At 61.4% G+C, this 22,483-nt stretch carries 1 protein-coding gene (cut by a window edge); it reads left to right on the top strand.

From position 1 onward, the window contains the following. Window positions 1–22,483: part of an S-layer family protein coding region (locus G491_RS36010; RefSeq protein WP_035220159.1), annotated on the top strand (this coding region is incomplete at both ends). Its footprint begins 13,868 nt before the window's first position; the window shows 22,483 of its 36,351 annotated nt.

The raw sequence follows: 22,483 nt of genomic DNA, 5'->3' as shown, positions 1-22,483 counted from the left end.
AACGTCTGGGCGCAGGGCGACATTATTGACGCCGGCGCGGACAATGTCTTGGATATCTCGGCCGGAACCCTGAATATCTACGCGGGCTACGGAAGCAACACCGGCGAGATCGGCACGGGCGCCGCAGGAATGAGCAACGCCATTGAGGTGAGCGCCGCAACCATCACGGCCCAAAGCAGGGGCGCCGCGGGCTCCGCCCAGGACATCCTCCTGAACGACGTGAGCACCGGAGACGTTTCCCTTACCGCCTATGCGGAAATCAAGGGCGACATCTGGTTTAATGGAACCATGGCCCACGATTCCGACACGATCACCCTGGTGGACGTGAAGACCGACAGCGGCGCCATTACCGTCCAGGTTGCAGGCCCCAATACGGATGTGAAGGTGCAGTCCGTGGTTTCCGACGACGGCTCCGCCGCAACCAACGATGTTAGCATTCTGGCCAAATCCGGCGACATTTTGTTTGACGGCGGCGGTGCAACAACCGGCGCCATTGTCAGCTTGGGTACGGTCTATCTTACCGCCGGCACGGGAACCGGAAACGGAACTATTTCCAGCAGCGCCGGGACCGGCGCTCTGGACGTCCAGGCCGCCAATCTGGTGATTACCGCCCGCGAGAGCGTGGGCGCCTCAGGAACAGGCGTGCTGGAAACGCAAGTCAACAACCTGGAAGGTGTTTTTAATACAGGCCACACAGGCGATGCGGGCTTCTGGCTGGACAACACGGGCAAGGACCTGACCATCGGCCTGACAGGCGCCGGAGTTTATAACGGCGTCACCAACAACGGCACGGGCGCAGGCTCCGTGATCGTTGACATTACGGCGGACTCCATTACCGTGAATGAAGCTGTTCACGCATACACAAACGGCGCGAATAAAATCGCAACGGTCAATCTCACGGCGGTGGGCGCCGGTTCGGCCGGGGACATCAATTACATTACTGCCAGCAGTTCCATTGTCGCCGATTCCGTTGGCGCGTCAGGAAAGGCTTTTATTAACCTGATTGCTTCGGATGACATCACGATTGGCCCCCTTGCCAGCACGATTCAAACCGACGGCGGCTCGGGCGGCTCCTCCATTATCGTTCTGAACGCCCAGGGCGCCACCGGCGACGTGACCATTCAGGGCAACAGCGCCGTGGAAGCCAATATCGGCATGATCCCGGGTATAGCCAAAGTGGATATTGATGCAGGCCAAAACGTGGTCATTGCCGGAAATATAGCGGTATCGGCTGGCGGCTATACTTCTGCTGACGTCTCCATCAAAGCCGCGGGAGGCTCCATAGACATCACCGGCGGCGGCTGGGGCGGCCCCATAGAGGCGGCGGTGAGTGCGTTTGGCGGAGCTGCAACGAGTATTACCCTGGAAGCCAAAACGGACATTACAATCAATGCCAATACCGGCGGAGGCTCATACGGCGTGTATGCGGACGCCGCTTCGGGCGATACAGTCATGAACATCTCCGCAGGAACGGGCGCAACCGCCAGCGGCGCAATAACCGTTAATTCCAAGGTCGTTGGGTCCGCAACGGGCGACGCAACGATTACCATTGACGCCGCCGGCGACACGGCCGCCATCGGCGCCAAAACCGGTGCAAACGTCATTGTCAACGCCGGGGGCTCCATCCTGGCCACGGCTGGTTCCGGCACGGGCGATACCGCTGACGTGAACATTTTTGCGGACGGAAGCCTTGAGGTCAACGGCGGAACAGTGCAGGCCACCGTGGGAACGGGCTCCGGCCATGCCCAGGTGAACCTGGGCGGTACGGGCGCCAATAAAATCGGCGGAAACATCACCATCCTCGGCGGCGGTCTGGTGACGGCCGCGGGCGGCACGGGTGCAAGCGATTACGTCAAGGCCTATGCAAACGGGGCCATCCAGTTGGGCGTGAATACATCAGGCTCCGGCAAGATCAACGTGGCATCGGCCACGGGTACGGCCACCCTGAGCGGCTCCTCCGTAGTCATCGGCTTAGGAACCGCTGTAGGCTCGGTAAAAGCCTCCGGCTCCGTGGCGGCGTTAGTGGGCATCACTGCCACGGCCGCCGCCGGCGACGGAATCGTGGTGGGAGGCAGCGGCGTTGTCCAGGCGATTTCCTCCGGAGACGCATATATTGGTTTTAGCGCGGATAGCTCCAATGTGGTGGTGGACGGCTCCATTTTGGCTGACGCGGAAACCAATGGCGGATCAACCGCCGTCGTTTCCATCGGCAGCGCCTGGGGCGGCGTGCCGGTTATCGGCGGCTCTGTTATCGGCGGTTCTATTGACATCAACACAGGCGCCTCTGTGCAGGCTTTGGGAGGTTCGGCAGGTTCGGCCTGGGTTTCCTTGGGCGCAGCCGGCGATATTGCCATTGACGCTGCCATCCTTGCCCAAGGCAGCGGTTCTGCCGTCCAGATCGGCATTACATCGTACAGCGGCAATGTCGCAATAGGACCTGTAACAAATGGTACGGGAGCAATTGTTGAAACGCTTCACGCGATTGCAGGCAACGGGACCGGTTTGGGCTACGCCCAGGTTGGCGTGTTTGCTTTAGGAAGCGGCTCCGCCTTGGACACTGGCAATGTGACCATCAACGGCCTGGTTGTGGCTGACGCGAGAACCAACAGCGGCTCCCTTGCCGCGGTTGGAATCGGCTACTCAGCCTGGCCAACGGGATTCGCAACAGTTCCGGTAGCAAGTGATGTATCATTGGGATCTCTGGCCGACATCACCGCCACAGGCGGGTCCGGCGACGCCTGGATTGATATTTTATCTGCTGGAGATGTTGATATCCACGGGGACGTCAATATAGTGGCGGACGGCTCCACCGGAGGTTCGAAAAGCACCTATGTATACATCGTATCTGAAAGCGCTTCCGTATCCATTGACGCAGCCAATTCCGGAACCGGAACCATCCAGGCCCTGGGCGGCCCGGATTCAACCGGTAGCGTGACCCTGGAGGCAAGCGGCGGCGATCTCATCGTCTACAATGACGTCTTTGCCAGTTCCGCGGCCGGCGGCAGCGGCGGCGCAAAAATCGGGCTCTTCGCTTCCGGCGACCTTCATTTGGACGCCCAGGTGATAGCGGACGCCAGCGCTTCCTCAGGCTTTGTTGCAGCAGGGTGGATCAACGGCAGCGTGGGCGGAAATATCACCGTATACGGCAGCAGCGATATCCAGGCCCTGGCTGGCATCGGGTCCACCGCCTTCGCAGGGGTTGACTTGCACGCCAGCGGCGACGTCACCATAGAAGGCAATGTCTCAATCCTGGCGGATTCTGCGGCGGGAGGCGGCAACGAAGCCTATGTGGATATTTTCGCATCAGGAAACCTGACCATCGAATCCGGAACAGGAACGATAGCCGCCAGCGGCTATGGATCCGGGTTTGCGGGAACCTCTCTGCCTGACGGATACGCCACGCCCGGAAGCGGCTCGCCATGGGCCGACTTTGTGGCTATCGGCGCAGATGGAAGCGTGAACATCGGCGCCAACTCGGGCATTTCCGTAATGAACAACGGCTCGGGAGACTCCGTGATCTACATCGCCGCGGGTACGGGCAATCTCACCGTGGAGGCGGACCTGACTTCCACGGCTTCCGGCGGCTCCGCCTACGTGACCATCCTGGGAGGAGGAATCAGCTCCAAACAGGTGGTTGTGGACGGAAGCGTTACCGCGACCAGCGCAAGCGGCGCAGCCCAGATCGACATCATTTCCCTTGGAACCGGGGCGGGCGCCCTGCAGGTGGGCGGCGACGTATCCGCCGAAGGCTCGGGCGGCGATTTCATGGTGTATATCGACTCCCGGGGAACGGGCGGCTCCGTAATCGTTAACGGCGCCATCATGGCCGGAAACGGTAATGGAATGTCTGGAGCCTCGGGCTCGGTGCTAATCCAGTCCACCCAGGGCGACATCACCGTCAACGGCTCCATCAACATCAATCCTGTGGACGATGCGGCCTCGGCCTTGGTTAGTCAGGGCGCGGTCAGTGCGATCATCGACACCCAGGGCGGCGCAGACGCCAACGTCGTCTTTAGTGGGCCCATGACCGTGGACGCAGCTTCCGGCTCCGTCTCGATCCTGGCCGGGAATAACGTGACCATGGGCGCGAACGGCGACATCACCGTCTCCCATGCAGGCGCTTCAGCCAGCGGCAGCGTGAACGTGACCATTTCGGCCGATACGGCAGGCGACGGAGACGGCGTTTTGTCCATGTTCCAGAATGATACGGGTGAGGCCCGGGTGAGCGCCGGAACAGGCACAATCACCCTCACGGCGGGCGGAAACATTGAAATCAGCCAGATCGTGACCTTCCATACGGGCGGCACAGCCGTCACCATCACCTCGACCGACGGAGCCTTGGTGGAAATCCTAACCGGCGACCACGGCAATCCGGACATTGTGGCCAACGAAACCGGCGCCATCACCGTGATTGACACGGCAACCGGTATAGGCAGGTTCACGGGAACCATGGCCATTGAAACCATGGTTACGGAACTGGACGCCAAGGTAACAGGAAACGGCGACATTTTTATCACTGAGTACGACGGCCTGACCCTGCTGGATGTGGAAACCGCGGGGGCGGCGACCGGCGACATCAAAATCATTTCCAACGCCGGCGACATCCAACTGGCGGCGCTTGCCCAGGGAACGGTCTACTCCCATGCGGGAGACGTGTACCTTAAGGCGACGACAGGCAGCATCCTGGAAACAACGGCGGACGCCGTTTTGGATGTTAGAGCGGAAAGCGGCCTAGCTACTTTGATTGCCGGGGGCAGTATCGGAAGCAACACCGGACTCGGCGCCATTGACACCCAGGTGGAGACTCTCATCGCCAGTTCCACCAGCACGGGCGACATCAACATCCGGGAAGTGGACGACATTACCTTGCAGAGCGTGGTAACCAACTCCGGCGATATCTTTGTGGACGCCAATGACGGCGACATCACGGTCATGACCGTGACGGCCGGCGGGGCGCCTTTGGGCGAGTTCGGCAATGTGACCATTTACGCCCTGGGCGCAGACAAGAGCGTTTTTGACGACGGAAACACGGCCACCGTCATCTCCGGCGGAGGCGCCAATTCCGGACCGGGCAGCGCAGGCGCCACATTGGACATCCAGGCTGGGATGCATGTTGGCGGCACGGCCGCCGACCCGTCCCCCATTGACGTGAAGGATTCCGCGGACGCAGTCAGGGCTCTGGATGTGGACGTGAGCACCTTTAACACAGTGACAGTCAGCTCCGCTCAGAACCTGAGCGGCCTGAACGGGTCCAACGGACATATTCAGCTTTACGACAGCGACGCCTTTGACCTTTCCGGCGCATTGACCCTGAACCTGGGAACCGATGGCAACCAAGTGTATTTGGGCGCCGGAACCTCCATGAACCTGAACGTGCCCTTTACCGCAGGCAGCAATGACTTGGCCCTGGCCCTGTACAACCCGGCGGGAACCCTGACCATTGGCGCCAACGGACAAGCAGCCGCTTTGGGCGGATACAAGGTGGAGGTGTACTCCTCCGGGGATGTGTCCCTGGGCGGAACCGCCGTGGGCGGCGGCGCCATCAACACCACCGGAATCGTGAACGTTTGGGCCAAGGGCGACATTATTGACGCGGGCTCGGATAACATCCTGGACATCTCGGCCGGAACCCTGAACATCTACGCTGGCTACGACAGCGGCAAGGGCGAAATCGGCGTGGGCGCCGCGGGAATGAGCGCCGCCATTGAAGTGCGATCTTCCGTCATCACGGCTCAAAGCCGCGGCAGCTTAGGCTCGGCCCAGGACATCCTGTTGAACGACGTGAGTACGGGCGACGTCTCCCTCACCGCCTATGCGGAACTCAAGGGCGACGTATGGTTTAACGGAACAATGGCCCACAGCGGAGACACCATCACCCTAACGGACGTAAAAACCGACAGCGGCTCCATTACCGTCCAGGTTGCGGGTCCCAATACGGACGTTACGATCCATGCCGTGGATGCAGACGTGGTTGCGGTCAACGGCAGTCATACCGTAAGCATTTTAGCGGCATCAGGCGGCATTGACTTTGGCGGCACGGCCTCCACCGTGGGGCATGTTGCGGGCGACGCCAATATATATCTGTACGCCTCGGGCGGCTCCATCGTAAGCGCCACCGGAACCACGGCCAATGACGTCATCGGAACCAACACGGCGGGAACCAGCTATTTGTACTTGTACGCCGACGCCAGCGTAGGTTCGAAAAATAACGTGCTCATGACCGACGTGGACATGATGGAGGGCAAGTTCGCCCTGGACGGCGGCACAAACGTTTTCTACCTGGAAAACGACAAGGCCCTCACTATAGACGGCTCCAAGAATGGCGTAATCGGGGACGTTAATTTTGCAGGCGTGGGAGCGGGCAGCATAACCATAGACATCACGGCCGACGCCCTTTACATCAACGATGTGGTGCAGGGCTTTACCTCCACGAATGCCGGCAAAAACGTCTCAGTCACGCTGACTTCAACAACCGGCGACATTGATTTTGGCGTAAGTACGGGCTTCCCGTCCGCGGGCATGGCCATCGCCTGGGGAAATGACGCCCAGGTTTACCTGGACGCCGCCCAGGACATCCTGCTTGACAGTATGATGGCTTGGGTGAGCGCCAGCGGCCATGATGGGGACGCCCTGGTTGACGCCCAGGCGGGCGGCAACATTCTGGTGACCGGGAACGGCGCTTACCTCCAAGCTGTTTCTTCGGGCGCCGCCTCCATTACCGGCTCCGTGCTTCTGGACGCCGGCGGCTCGGTGCAGGTCACCCAGGGCAGCGGAGTCCGGGCTGCGGCATCGGACAAGGCCTATGTGGATATTAACGCAGGAACCTCCGTCACTATCAGCGGCGCCAACGCCGTCATAGGCTCCGTATCGGCCAGCGGCTCCGCCCGGGTGGATATTGACGCGGGAACCACGGTCACCATAACGGGCGATGCAGCCGGTTTTGGGTCTGGCTCCTATTCCGCAGGGGTTTTCGCCGGCGACACCGGCGCAGCAAATGTGACAGCCGACATCAACATCAACGCAGGCGGCAGCGTGACGGTCAACGATTACGCCACCGGCTCCATCAGCATTATGGCCATGGGCTCCGATGCAACCATCGGCATCAACGCGGGCACGGGAGTCACTGGCGGCGACGTTCAAATCCATGGCGTCGTGATTGCAGACTCCTCCGGGGACGCCTCCATCACTGTGAACGCAAATTCAGGCTCGGTCAACAGCGGCAATGTCGTGGTAGCGGGCGCCAGCGGCGCTTTGCAAGCCGTTGCAGGATCCGGTACGGGTCACACCGCGCAAGTAACCATTAACGCCGACAACAGTGTGCTGATTCACGGCGGCGCCGTGGAAGCCATGTTGGGCTCCGCGGGAACAGGCTCCGGCCATGCCCAGGTGGACATAGGCGGAACCGGAACCGGCAAGATCGGCCGTGACGTAATCATTTACGGAGGGGGAAGCGTATCCGCAACCGGCGGCTCCGACGCCGTGGATTACGTCAAGATTTACGCGGATAGAAATATTATTGTGGGCGCGGACGCCGCCGGGTCCGGCCAGGTCAACGTGGCTTCCGCCACGGGCACGGCCACCCTCAGCGGCTCAACGGTAGTGACCGGTTCGGGGACCGCTAAAGGTTCGGTTTCGGCTTCCGGCTCGGTCCATGCTCAGGTAGACATCACGGCAACGGCCAATACAGGCAACGGCATTGTGGTGGGCTCCAGAGGCGTGGTCCAGGCCAATTCCTCGGGCAGCGCCAAAATAACGCTTACGGCTGACAGTTCCTCCGTCGTGGTGGATGGCTCTATTACGGCGGACGCCCAGACCGGCGGAGGCTCCACGGCGTCAGTGCTCATCGGCATGTACGGAAGCTGGGCCATAGGCGGCGCCATTGACATTAATTCGGGCGCCACGGTCCAGGCTTTGGCCGATGGCTTCGGGACCACCGAATTCTCGTTGAACGCAGCGGGACACGTAACGATTGACGCTCCCATTCTGGCCGAAACCACCAGCGGCAGCGCCTATGTTGAAGTCACTTCCTTAAGCGGCAACGTGACCATCGAGTCCGCCGGGACAAGCTCCGGCGCCCTTACGGCGCAGGCGGGCGACGGTTTGGGCAACGGCGCCGCAACAGTAGGCGTTTACGCTTACGGAAGCGGCGGCGGGGCGGCTCTGGCTTCCGGCGCCGTGACCATCAACGGCGTTGTCCTGGCCGACACATCCGTAACCGGAAGCGAAGGGTACTCAGCCACGGTCAATATCGGACAGGCAGGCGGCCATGAAATTGCACGGACCATCACCGTTGGCGCCTCGGGAAGCCTCACTGCAACAGCGGGGTCGGGAAGCGCAACCGTGACCATGGTTGCAAACGGAAACGTTACAGTGGACGCTCCGGTTTTGGCTAACGCAGACTTGGCGCTCGGCCTTACCGGATCGAATTCGGCCTCTGTGCTGATCCAGTCCTACACAGGATCCATGGCGATTTCCGGAGCCGTGACAGCCGACACCGACGCTACGGGCGGAGGTTCGAACACGGGCGACGCCGCGGTAACCATTACAGGTTCAGGCGTGGGCGTAAAACAGGTTGTAATCGGCGGCAATGTGACCGCGGATGCCCTGTCAGGCGCGGCATTGATAGACATTGACGCCGCTGGAGATGGAACCGGGGCCAGCGCGGCCCTGATTATCAATGGGAGTCTTTCGGCCCAGGCCGGGACAACCTCTACGGTAGACATTGATTCCAACACGGCCAGCGGCGACGTGGTTATCGGCGGTCCTGTCACGGCCCAATCCCTGGGGATGACAACCATAGGAATTAATTCCAACAGGGGGGATATCACGATTGCTTCAGGCGCTCCCATTATGGGCTCCAGCCTCGCTGCCGCAGTCATTACGGTAAGCACCGGAGGCGCCGTCGGCTCCATAAGCCTTAACGACTCCATAAACGCCAATGCTCCCGCAGGCAGCATCTACATCCTGGCGGGAGATAATGTGGACTTCGCAAACGGAACCGCCGATATTATCGTCAACGGCGGCTCGGGGTTGGGAACCGGAACAGGCAATGTGCCCGTGACGGTCATCGCCATGAACGGCTCCATCACCATGGACGCCGACTCCCTCATCGACGCCGGGTCCGGCCGGATTTACCTGTATGGCTGGAACGGCATTGATCTGGGCGTGCTGTCCACCAGCAATCCTACGAACATAAACCCCGGCTTTATAGCCACGGGGGCTATTGTCATTGAATCCTATGGCGCCATCACGGATGCAGGCACGGGAGAGGTGGACATCATCGCACCCAACGCAGGCGTAGTCGTGACTGACCCCACAGCCTTCGGCTCCACGGGCAACCCCATTGAAACCACGGTGGGGTCCATCCTGGCCACGGTTTCCGGCACGGGCGACTTTGTGATGGTGGAAACCGACGACATCCTGGTGGATTATGTGAGCAACACCACCGGCGACATCTATCTCACCGCAACCAAAGGCGCCATCAACGATCTATCCGGCGGCGACTCTGCCGCGGACTTCATAGCAACCGGCGGAACGGCCACCCTCATAGCACGGGATGAAATCGGCACGTCCGCCCAACCCCTGGAAACCCAGATCAAGCAGTTGTACGCTCAGGGCTCATCCATAACCATCGACGAAGTGGACGACATCATCCTGGGCGACACACAGGCTGTCGATCCTGTGGTGAGAGGCTCCGGCATCGTCATGGCCACCGGCGCTGCGGGATCTGTGGATATTACCGCAGGCGGCGACATTTATGCATATAACGTTTTGGCTTCCGGCGGAACATCCCAGGTGATCATCGAGTCCACAGGCGGCAGCATTACGCTGGGCGAAGTGATCGGATCGCATGACGTTACAATTACGGCTTTGAAAAATGTGGTGGACGACCAGGACGGCGGCTCAGGTATGCCGTACTACACCAAAACCCAGGCCGGCCGCGATCTTACGATTACGGCCGACTCGGCGGGCGGCAACCAGTATTACATTGGAACCGGCAACGGGGCCTTTACCAAAGTCAACTACATTGATCCCAGAAACGCTTTGCAACTGCCCCTGGCTGTGGACATTCAGGTGGGCTCGGGAACCACCACCCTCAATTCCACGGACAACATCCAGATTTATCAGGAAGGCGACCTGGACCTGACCGACATTTTTACCTCCGGCGGCGGGTCGGGCGACCAAATCCTCGCAGTGGCAGGCTCCAATCTAACGGTTTCGGGAACCATCAGCGAAGCCAACGACACCATTTGGCTAGCGGCCATGAACGGCGATCTGACCATCGCGGCAGGCCAGCAGGTTCAGGCCGTTCTGGGCAGCGTGGACCTGTATGCAAGCGAAGGAACGGGCGCTACCGGCAACGTCATTCTGACAGGCTCCGCATCGGCGGGAACCACCGTGCAGGTGGAAGCCAAGGGCGGCGCCATCATTGACGGCGACGGCGGCGCCGGCGTGGACATCACAGCCGGAACCAGCGTGGACCTGGAAGCCGATCTGGGCATCGGCTCCGGAAGCGGGGTCAACGGCGCCATAGACATCATTGCCCCTGTTGTGAACGCCGACAACCTGACCAGCGGCGGCATCCATTTGAACATGCTTGGCGGCGCAGGCGTTGGTACGGGCGCGGTGAACATTGACGCCGCCCATTCCCTGAGCGCAGGCAATATCTGGATCAACTCCGGAACCACCGGCGGCATTACGCTCACCGACGTGGATACGGAAAGCGGACATATTACCGTGACCCAGTCGGCCGCGGGCAATGTGACCATCATTAATGTGGAATCCGACATTGCCGCAGGAACCGGAACCAGCGATGTTTCCATTTCAACAAGCAACGGAAATATCCTTTTTAACGGTCATCTGACCTCCGAAGACCAGGCCTTCCTGACAGCCAGCGGCGGAAGCATTATCAGCACCGTCGGAACCGGCGCCACGGACGTCACGGCCAAGAGTCTGGTCATGTTCGCGTCCGACAGCATCGGCGCCAGCGCGAACAATCTCATCACCCAGGTCAGCGCCCTGGAAGCTATTTACTCCGGCGACAATACAGGAAATGAAGGCTTCTGGCTGGACAATACGGGCATGGACCTGACCATTGGCGGCATTACCGCCATGGACGGCGTCACTTCCGGCATGGGGATAGGAACCGCCAACGGCGCCCTTGTTCAATTGTCCATCACGGCCGACAGTATAACAGTCAATGAAAACGTGGACGCCTACACCCAAGGCGCTTCCGCTCTGGTCACCCTTAATGCCGTTGCAGGCGGCATTGCAGTCAACGGCGGCGGAGGCTTCGCCGGCAGTACGAACGTGTACGCCGGAGCAGCCGATAATGCTGTTGGAAACATAACGGCCCAAGGCGACATTATAGTTACGGGCGCCGCGGCGGGCGGCGCTTATATCACGGCGCTAACGCAGGCTTCCGGCGCTGCAGCCATGAACGTCACCTCCACAGGCGGCGGAGTCACCGTGGACGCCAACAGCGGCAAAGCCATCATCAGCGCCAAGGCGGGTTCGAACGCCGGCTCCGGTTCGGTTGCAACACTAACCGTTAACGCCAACGGAGGCGACATTACCGTGCTGGGCGGAAGCGCCGGAGGCACGGGCGCCATCCAGACCTGGACTTATGGTAATTCCGCAACCGGGTCCCTAAATGCTACGGCGAATGACAACATTCTGATCGATGCAGAGCAGGGCCAGTTGGCGGAAATTTGGCTCTACGGAAAAGGCAGTGCAAACGGGTCTGCCGACATAAATGTATCCGCGGCCAATGGCAGCATCAAAGTCCTCGGCGGGTCGGCGGGCCTGGGAACCGGTTATGATGCATGGCTGGGTGGTTACCTGGAAGGCGACAGCGCCTCCGTCAATGTGGATGTAACCGCCAGGGGTGACATTATTGTTGAACAACGCGGCGGCGGACAGGCGGCCATAGGCGGGTCCGCTTTTAGCGGAAGCAACTCCACTGTGGATGTTGGCGTGGAATCCACCAGCGGAAACATATCCGTGTCGGGAGATAGCGGCTCGATATACGCCAGGGGGTCCGGAACTGGCATCCCTGTAGACCTGAGCGTCACGGCCGCGGGCGATGTAAGCGTGTCCAATTCCGGCGCCATTGCCGCCGAGACAAGCGGACCCATCGGGGGGCTGCCCGCTGGAACCACCGGCGCCAAGACGACGATTAATGCTGCAAACGTATCCGTGACCGCCAACGGCGCTATCTACGCCGAGGGCGGAGCGGGCTATAAGGATATTGTAGACGTTAACGCGACGGGCGACGTGCTTGTGGACGCCAGCGGCTCCATCTACGCCCATTCCAAGACCGGGTCGGTGGACATCTCGGGCGCCGACATCGTCATCGGCAGCCTGGGGATCGGCAATGTGAATGCCTCCGGTTCGGTCAAGGCCCTGGTGACCATTACCAGCACAGGAGGGACGGCCGGCATTACCGTGGGCGGCAGCGGAAGCATAACCGCGAATGGCGCCGATGCTTCCACCATTAGCCTGTTCTCCGACGCCAATGTGGTCAACCAGGGAACCATCAAAGCCGAATCCACCAGCGGGGATGCCACAGTGAATGTTACGGCCACCGGCGCCACGGGCATCCTGGTTAGCGGAGAGATTACCGCCCAAAATGCTGCAGGAAGCGCCAATACCGGATTGATTAGTCTGGACTCCAATGGAGCGGGCGGCGATGTGATCGTTACGGGAACCGTCCATGCCGGAAACTCCGGAAACGGCGTGGCCAAGGTGAATATCGACTCCGCCGACGGCGTGGCAGTCAACCAGGGCGGCTCTGTCAAGGCCATGGGAGTCAACTACGGTTCAGTGAATATTCTGGCGTCCGGAGACGTCGCAGTAGGCGCTTCCGGAACCGGGTCCGTCAAGGCAAGCGCCGTCAGCGGAACCGCCCTGGCTTTCATCTCCGCCAAGGATATTGTGATTGGCGGGGACGCCCCCGCCAACGCAGGAACGGTGACAGCGTCCGGCTCCAAGAACGTCCGGGCGACCCTCATAAGCACAGCAGGGGTCGCAGGCCTGACAATCGGCGCCTCCGGCGACGTAAACGCCAATCTGACTACTGCCGACAATTCCCAATTAGCCGTAGTGGATATGGACGTTTTCAGCGGCGCACTGACCATTAACGGCGGCGTCAGCGCGACGGCCAATACGGGCAATGCCAAAGTGATAGCTGACGTATGGAACGGAACAGGCGGGGTGACTGTAGGCAGCCAAGCCGAAATCAAGACGCAGGGCGGCAGCACGTCCACCATCCAGATTAACGTCAATGGCGACGCCACGGGCGAAGTCCATATTGACGGCAGTCTCTACGCAGATGGCGGAAGCGCTCTCATTGACGTGAATTCCCTGAATACGGGCTCCCACGCCTTGGTCATCGACTCCAACGCCAACCTTCACGCAGATGGAGGCTGGAATTCCACGGTGCAACTGGACTCCAACGGCGCGGGCGGCGATGTTCTTGTCAATGGCGCCATGTTCGCCGGATCGAATAGCATGAATTCTTTGGTTGCCGTGGAGTCTCTTGATGACGTAACCATGGGCTCTTCGGCTTCCATGCAGGCCGTAACAAATACAGGATTTTCCATTATTGATGTTGACGCCGGCGGAAACGTGATTCTCGACAATCTCGTCAAGGCCTACGTGGATGGTGAGGGTGTGGCCCAGGTGCTGGTGTCTTCCAGCGGCGCCCAGGGTATCACCGTCAGGGATAATAACGCCACAGGCCAGGAGGAAGTCCAAGCAATTGGCATGATGTACTCTCTGGTCCAGCTGGATTCCAACGCCGCCGGCGCCGACGTGACCGTTTACGGCGATATGCTGGCCGGCAAGGGAAGCTGGACGGCCGTGGTGGATATCGACTCCGCGGATCAGGTCGTCCTGCGCGACGGCGCCAACATCGTAGCCACCGGCGAGACCATAGGCTCCGTGGATATTGACGCCTCCGGCGCCGTTGTCATCGGCCAGACCGGATCTGCCGGCATTCAAACCTACGCTACATTCGGCCAGGCCTCCGTTTTCATCGATACCTATGGAACCGCCGGAATCACCGTGGGTTCCAACGGACTGATAGAAGCCAACCACACCGGGTCGGGCGACGCCTGGATCCGGTTCCAGGGTTCGGGAACCGGAACCGGGCCGGTAAACATCGACGGAACCATACAGGCTGTCCATTCCGCCGGAACTGGGGCCGCCGCGGTGGATATCAACTCCAACAACACCGGCTCCCACGCCATTTGGGTGGGCTCCCATGGAAGCATCTCCGCCAAGAGCCCGAACCTTGCCGGGGTTTATCTGGACTCCAACGGGTTGGGCGGCGACGTTCTCATCCAGGGTCCTGTCCAGGCGGGATTCGGCTCCGGCGGATCGGCCAAGATTGAAGTCACGGCAAATAACGGAAGCATTACCAATGACGCCAATGGAACCATCACAGGCTCGGCGACCAATACGGTCCTTGTCTATTTGGGGACGGGAACAGGCGCCGGCAATATTGACCTTCAGGGAAGGATCAGCGCCAATGGCGGCTCCGCTATCAATGGCTTTGTGTCACTGGTCGCAGCTGAAGACGTCAACATGGGCGTTGACGGCGACATCATCGTCAACAACGGCTCCGGCAAGGGAGATATTAATGTCAATGTCATCGCTGACTTTAAGGCGGGCTCCAACCTGGGCGGCATCACCATGGTTGACGGCGCCCTGATTGACGCAGGCTCCGGGGTTATCACCATGCTGGCCGACGGAGACATCCTCCTGAGCGCTCTGGTGACCGCAGGAACCGGCGGCGTTGTCGTGGATATCACTTCCAACAGCAAGGGCATCCTGGATAACGGCGACACATACACGGATATCACCGCCACAGGTTCAGGCGCATGGGTCAGTCTCCAGGCTTCCGACTTCATCGGCAGAGTCAAGGACGACGAGGTTATAGAAGACCCCGAAGCCTTCACCGGCGCCATCGGACGTCCGGAAACCCACGCCAACGGCGACGCCATTGAAACTTCCATCCGCAACCTCATTGCAGTAACCAAAGAGGAAGGCGGCGAAATCGCCATTGACAACACCGGCAATTACGCCCTCACCCTGGGCAAGCTGGGGTCGGCCAACTTGGTCATGCCTTCCCTGAACCTGGACGCGTCCATGTGGATTCGCAATGATGCGGATATTACGGTGAACGCCTGGAAACTGGACGGCAACGACAACGTGGCGCTCATCGCCACAGCCGGCAACGTAACCATTCCGGACAGCGGCTTCACCGCCGACACGGCTCTGGACGCCAACTTTGTCCTGGATGACTCCAAGGTGGATATCAGCGTTGGGACCGGCACGGTTCGCTTAGAAGCTACTGCCGGCACAGGCGTTGTAAGGGATAGCGTAGGCGGCGCCCTGACCATTATCGCTCATAACCTCATTGTTAAGTCGAATTCCCTTAGTTCCGAATTCGTTACCGACGCCTCCCGCTTCGGCAGCGGATCGTACGCCTACAACCAGACCTACGATCCGGGCGCCGCGCTTACTCCTCTCCCCAATGCCACGGCCTTTAACATCGTGGCCAGACTGGTGGAGGACTCTTCGAATGAAGTCGGCCGGGTGGATGCGGAAATCAGGGGCTCGGGCGAAAGTTTTAGCCTGCTCCAGACCAACGACGCATCAGGCAGCGCTTTGGATCTGGCTGTCGCCGACATAGACGGCGACGGAAACTCTATCGTCATCCAAGGGGATAACGGCGGAGTTGCTGGCGCCGGCGGCATGGTCCTGGTTTACGTCGCAAACGGCTACGATAACAATACCGACGGTTCCACGTTGTCTGTGGAAGGCGCAATCCACGCCAATAACGGAGATATCGTCCTTTGGGTGGATGCGGCCAGCGGCCAGAGGAACGGCGAAATTAACCTCGACGGCTCTTCATCCATTACCACGGACGCCAGCGGAGACGAGCTGGGCGCCCTGTATATCTATGGAAATACCGAGATTTCAGGAACCACCCTCCAGGCCAATAAGCATGACATGATCATCCTGTCATCCACGGCCAACCACATCATCATTGACGATGCTCAGGTTGGGGCCGGTACAGTGGTCCTGAACCCGGGCGGAAGCAATGAATGGGACATTGTGATCACCCAAAACGGCTCTCTTACCGTGAACGGCGGGGATCTGTTCATCCAGAACGCCGACGAGTTCCGCATGGAGTCCGGTCCCAACGGCGCTGCGGAAGTTACCGTCAACGGCGGCTCCGTGAATATTGACGACGTGAACGTCTTTCTCATGCAAGACGGAACCAAGATCAACGCCGACAAGGATATTAACGTCGGCCAGAACACCGGCTCCGTGTTCGCCATGTACATGGCGCCCACGGCTGCAATGAACGCCGGAGGCGGCATCACCATCAGCGTGGGAGGAGACATCCTCCTGGGCAACCTGAACTCTGATATAGATGGAACCGGCGACGAGGACATTTATGTAAACTCCTACAAGGGCCCTGATCCGCATCCCCATTACATCAATCCCACGGGAACCGGTACAGGATACAATATGTCCTGGGGAAGCGAACGGAACGGAAGTTCGGGATCGCCCATGGCCTCTCAGTCGGGGACTGTCACGGTTGGGGGCATCATCAATCCGAACGGGAATGACGTGACGTTAATCAGCGCGTCGGACGGCATCGTGGACGGGGACGGTCAGGTGGTGAACACGAACATCTTTACGGCCCGCGCTTCCAAGAGCATCGGCGCCGCGGCCGACCCCATAACCATAGACGCCCTGGTGGTGGACGGCACGACCACGGGTACGGGCAGCATCTACATTTATAACACGCCCTCCGGAGATGTGAGAGCCGACTTCAACACCAACGGCGGAAACATCATCTACAGCCAGCAGGGCGGCGACCTGCTCCTGATTGACGATGCGGCCTGGGGCGGAACGGACGCGGATACGGACGCCATATTCACCAATAACGGCGATGCCACCATCGATCCTCCGGACGACGTGACCATCTCCAGCGCGGTGAACCTGGGAACCGGAACCCTGGTCCTGGAAGCCAACGGCTTCATCACCCAGAACGCAACCGGCAATATTACGGCCAAGAACGCGTACCTGATCGCGGACCTGAACAACGACAGCGGCGCGGACGGATTCGGCACGGACTTCATCCAGGCCGGCACGGGCGCAACGTTGACCATCACGGCTTCGGGCGACGTGGACATCCGGGCGGCCGGGTTCCAGTTGGACAGCATCACGGCGGGCGGCCGGATTGACCTGACGGCCAACTACGGCAATATCGTGGAATTCGGCGCCGGCGATACGGGTGCGGATTTTGTGGCCCAGAACATCAACCTGGTGGCTGACGCGGGCTCCATCGGCACGGCGGCCAGTTCTCTGGAAGTGGACGCCACGGTGAGCCTGGACGCGGATACGAGCCAGGCCAACAAGGACATCTACCTGACCCACGCCGGAACGGGCGACATGCTCATCGACCTGATCAACGCAGGCGGCGGCCTTGTGACCCTGGACGGCGGCGGCAAGAGCCTGGTGGACGTCAACGGCACGGAGGCCAATGTATCCGCGGACCTGTTCACGGTCAGCAACGCCAAGAACATCGACCTGGACACCAGCGTGAATCAGCTGCACCTGGACGCCTCGGGCAACGTGACCATCGACGAGACCGACGGTTTGACCGGCGTGTACATTGTGGCGGCCGGCACGGGCAACCAGATTGTCCTGAACGCCAACGGCGCGGTGGATCTGGGAGCGGACAACCACACCATCAAGGCCGGAACCAGCGGCGCCATCACGGTGACCACGTCCTCGGGCGACATCACCTCCACTGATGCGACGGGCTTCATCGGCGCCACGGGCGGCGGACTGGTGGACGTCACCCTGGAAGCCAACGGCAATGTGACCTTGACTCACGGCATAGCGGCCCAGGGCGGCGACGTGGACATCGAAGGCCTGAACGGCAACGTGACTCTGACCACCCTAAGCGGCAATAACATATTCCTGCTTGCGGGCAATAACATCAACCATACGGGCGTCATCAACGCCACGGGCGATGTGGCCTACATAGCGGGCAATAACATTACGATAGACGGCGCGGTGACGGCCGGCGGCGATGTGCTGGCCGACGCAGGCGTCCTGCTGACGGTCGCAACCGGCGACACGGTGGCTGCGGGAACGGGCGTGGACTTCAGCGCCACGACGGCGGACATCAACGCGGCGGTGACTTCCGCGGCGGGCGACATCATCATCAACACCGTGGGCGGCGGCGTGGACGCGGACGCCAACATCACGGCAGATACGGGCGACGTGATCATCACGGGCGACCAGATCGACCTGTTCGGCGTGAGCGCCAACCAGAACCTGATCCTGACCGCCACCCAGACCAGTGTGGCGGCGACGGATCTGCTGCATGCGGGCACGGACGTGCTCATCAACGCGGTGACCAGCGTGGCGGTGGAAGAAGTGACGGCCACGGGCGACATCGAGATCACGGCGGGCACGGCCTTTGTGAACTCGGCGGCCATGACCGCGGGCGTGGACCTGACGGTGACCTCCGACGGAACCCTGACCACCGACGGAACGGTGACGGGCGGCACGGTGACCCTGAAGTCCATTTCGGCGGACCTGGACCTGAACAACACGGTCAACTCCACGGCCGGCGACGTGACCCTGCTGGCGGATACCAACGTGGTCGCCACCGGCGCCATCACGAGCGTGGGCGGGGACGTGAACATCGCGGCCAACCTGGGCTCCGTGTCTGTGGCGGGCGTGACTTCCGCGGCCAACGTGAACATTAATGCGGCCACGGGCATCACCCTGAACGGCGCGGTAAACGCCTTATTGGCGGAGATGAACACCCAGGCCGGCAATATCACGACCGCCGGAACGGGCGTGGTGAACGCGGGCAACCTGCTTGCTCAGGCATGGGCCGGCTCCATCAATATTGATACGGACGTGACCACCCTGGAAGCGGTGGCCCGGGGCGATATCACCGTGGATGAAGCGGACGACATCACCCTGGCCAGCGTAATATCCGGCACGGGCGACATCGTGGTGAACGGCGCCCAGACCGTGGGCGGTCTCCTGAACGCCCAGTATGTGGAAGCCCAGGCAGGGGACGTCACCCTGACCACGGCCAACAGCGCCAGCATTCAGGCGGGCGCGGTGAACGCGGTGGGCAATAATGTGGTTCTGAACGCCGCGGACAGCATCACGGACGGCGCGGGCGACGTGGTCGCCAACGACCTGGACGCCACGGCGGTGAATAACATCACCCTGACCTCCCAGGTGAACTCGGCGAGCCTGACCTTCAATGCGGGCGGCGCGGCGATCCTGTCCAACATGGCAGCCAGCCTGCAGCTTGACAACACCACGGGCGGAACCCTGGATGTGACCAACACGGGCGCCATCACGGACGGCGGCGGCAACAACGTGGACACCCTGAGCCTTGAGACGGTGGACGGCGCCATTACCTACGTGGACGGCGACAACCTGATCGCCCTGGACGTGCGGGCAGGCGGAACCGGGAATAACGTGACCCTGACGGCCGGCGGATCCATGGATGTCCGGTACGTGGAAGCCTCGGACGATACGGTGAGCCTGACGGCTTCCGGCGACATCGCGGACAGCCTGGGAACCGGCACTCTGGACGTGCTGGCCGGGACCCTGGTGCTGAACGCGGGCTCCACGGGCGACATCAACCTGGATACGGAAGTGGACGTCCTGCATCTGTCCGGCGCGAACGCGGCGCAGAACGTGACCATCCGCGAAGTGAGCGAAGTGACCATCGGCGCCAACGGCATTGATACGGCCAACAACGGCGCGGTGAGCATCACGGCGGGCGGAACCATCAGCGTACCCACGCTGATCGACGCGGACGGCGCGGGAACCCTGACCCTGAACGCGGGCGACAATCTGATCATCGGCGGCACGCTGAACAGCAATAACGCCCTGATCGATCTGGATGCAACCAACGACGTGCTGATCTCCGGCACAATTAATACGGGCGTGGGAACCACGGGCAACCTGCAGGTGGATGCAGGCCAGGCCGTGACCCAGACGGCCGGGACCATCACGGCCAACAGCGCGCGGATTACGGCGGTTGTCGGCGGCGTGGACATCTACCAGGGCGGTAATGACTTTGAACTGATTACGGTGTCGGCGGGCGGTCCTGTGTGGATCCAGGACGCCGATGACCTGACCATCGGGTCTTACGACAAACAAGCGGGCGTTGTGACGAGCAACGATAATATTACGATAACCACCAGCGGCTCCCTGACGCTGAATGCGCCTGTGACGGCGGGAACAGCGGACGTGGATATAGACGTGAACACGGGCGCCCTGTTGGGCTCGGGCCTGATCACGGCGGACCTTGTGGACGCCAAGGCTCAGACCTCCATCACCATGAATACGGACGTGAACACGATCATCGCCGACGCTTTGGGCGGGAACGTGGTCATCACGGAAGCCGACGGCGTGTTCCTGGAACGCGTGACGGCCCCGGCCGGAACGGTGGACATAACCACCAAGGCCGCGGGCGACGTGGTAGTGGGCCGGATTGCGGGCTCCACCACGGTGGACCTGACCCTGGGCGGCGCGGGCGACGTGCTGGACGACGGCGACGACGCCACCTGGATCGCGGGTACGGTGCTGACCATTGACGGGCCTTCCGCGGGCGCGGTGTCCGGCAGCGTGACCGTCCGGACGGACGTGGACTCGGTGGATATCGAGGCCACGGGCGATGTAACCATCACGGAAGCCAACGCCATTACGCTGACCCAGGTGACGGGCGATGACGTGGAAGTCACGGCCGGCGGCAATGTGACCATCGGCAGCGTGGACGCCACCGGCGCAAGCGGCCGGGCGGCCATCGAGGCGGTTGGAAACATCAACGGCGGAACCATCACGGCTCCGCTCGCGGCCCTGGAAGCCACGGGCAGCGTGGGCGGCGCCACGGCCATCACCCTGGATAATGCGGGCGTGACCCTGGCGGTGACCGCAGGCGGCGACGTGGAGATCGACGGAACCAGCGGCGACCTGACGGTGGGCGCGGTTGACGGCGTGGATCAGGGCCTGTCCGGCGTGATCGCCGGCGGCAATGTGGACCTGGACGCGGCGGCCAACCTGAACGTGAACGCGGACATCACCGCGGGCGGCGGCACAGCCGACCTGAGCGCCAACGGCGGGAACATCACCACGGTGGACGCTGCGATAGTGACGGCGGCAACGGTGCTGGCGGACGCCGCGGGCAATATCGACCTGAACACGGACGCGGTTGACTTGACGGCCGTCTTCGGCAAGACCGGCACGGCGACCATCGACGAACTGAACGGCCTCCGGATCCTGAACACCACGGGCCAGACCCTGGACGTGACCATCGAGCAGGACGGCGCCATCACGGACGGCGGCGGCAACAAGGTGGACAACCTGTATCTGGAGACCCAGAACGGCGCCATCACCTTCAGCAACCTCCAGACCCTGAACGTGATGAACGTGCGTGCAGGCGGAACCGGCAACGACGTAACCCTGACCTCGGTCAACGGCATGAACGTGGATTACGTGGAAGCGGCCGGCGACACGGTCTTCCTGACCACGGGCCGCGATATCACGGACCTGAACGGCGCCGGAACGGCCCAGGCCAACCTGAACGTGCTGGCCAGGGAACTGGTGCTGGATGCGGAAGGAAGCGTCGGCTCCTTTGTGACGGACGTGGGCAGCATCGACCTGGACACCGAGGTGACCATCGCGCACCTGTCGGGTGCGGATCAGGCCACCAACGTGACCCTGCGTGAGTGGACGGACATCACAGTGGGCGCCAACGGGTTTGATACTCAGGGCAATGGCTTCGTGAGCATCACCACCACGGACGGCCCCATTGCGGTGGAAGGCGTGATCGACGCGGACGGTGCGGGAACCATCCTGCTGGCCGCCAACGGCGCTAACAATAATATAACCCTCAACGCCAACCTGATCGGCAACAGCGGCATCATCATGCTGCATGCGGCAGGCAGCGTGAACCAGCTGGCCGGAACGGTCACTGCGGATACGGGCGTGGAAGTGACGGCGGGCGGCCCTGTGAGCCTGGCCCAGGCCGGCAACGCCATGACCATGGTCGCGGTGACGGCTAACGGCGATGTGGCCATAGACGACGATGCAGCCGGCGGCCTGACCGTGGGTACGGTGAACGGCGTGAACGGCATCACCTCCAACAATAATGACATCCGCGTCAACTCCGCGGGCGACCTGACCCTGGCCCAGTTCGTGAACGCGGGCTCCGTGGGCGACGTAACCCTGGTCTCCGCAGGCGCCATCGCGGGCTCCGGCATGGTGACGGGCTTCCTGGTGGACGCCACCGCGGCTACGGGCATTGACATGGACACCACGGCGGACGTGATCAACGCGACCACCCCCGCCGGCAACATTATAATAGAAGAAACCAACGACGTGTACCTGTTCAGCGTGACGGCTCCGGCCG

It is taken from the genome of Desulfatibacillum aliphaticivorans DSM 15576 (genome assembly GCF_000429905.1).
In the GTDB taxonomy this organism is placed as follows: Bacteria; Desulfobacterota; Desulfobacteria; order Desulfobacterales; family Desulfatibacillaceae; genus Desulfatibacillum; species Desulfatibacillum aliphaticivorans.
This window is presented reverse-complemented; position numbering and strand designations above follow the sequence as displayed.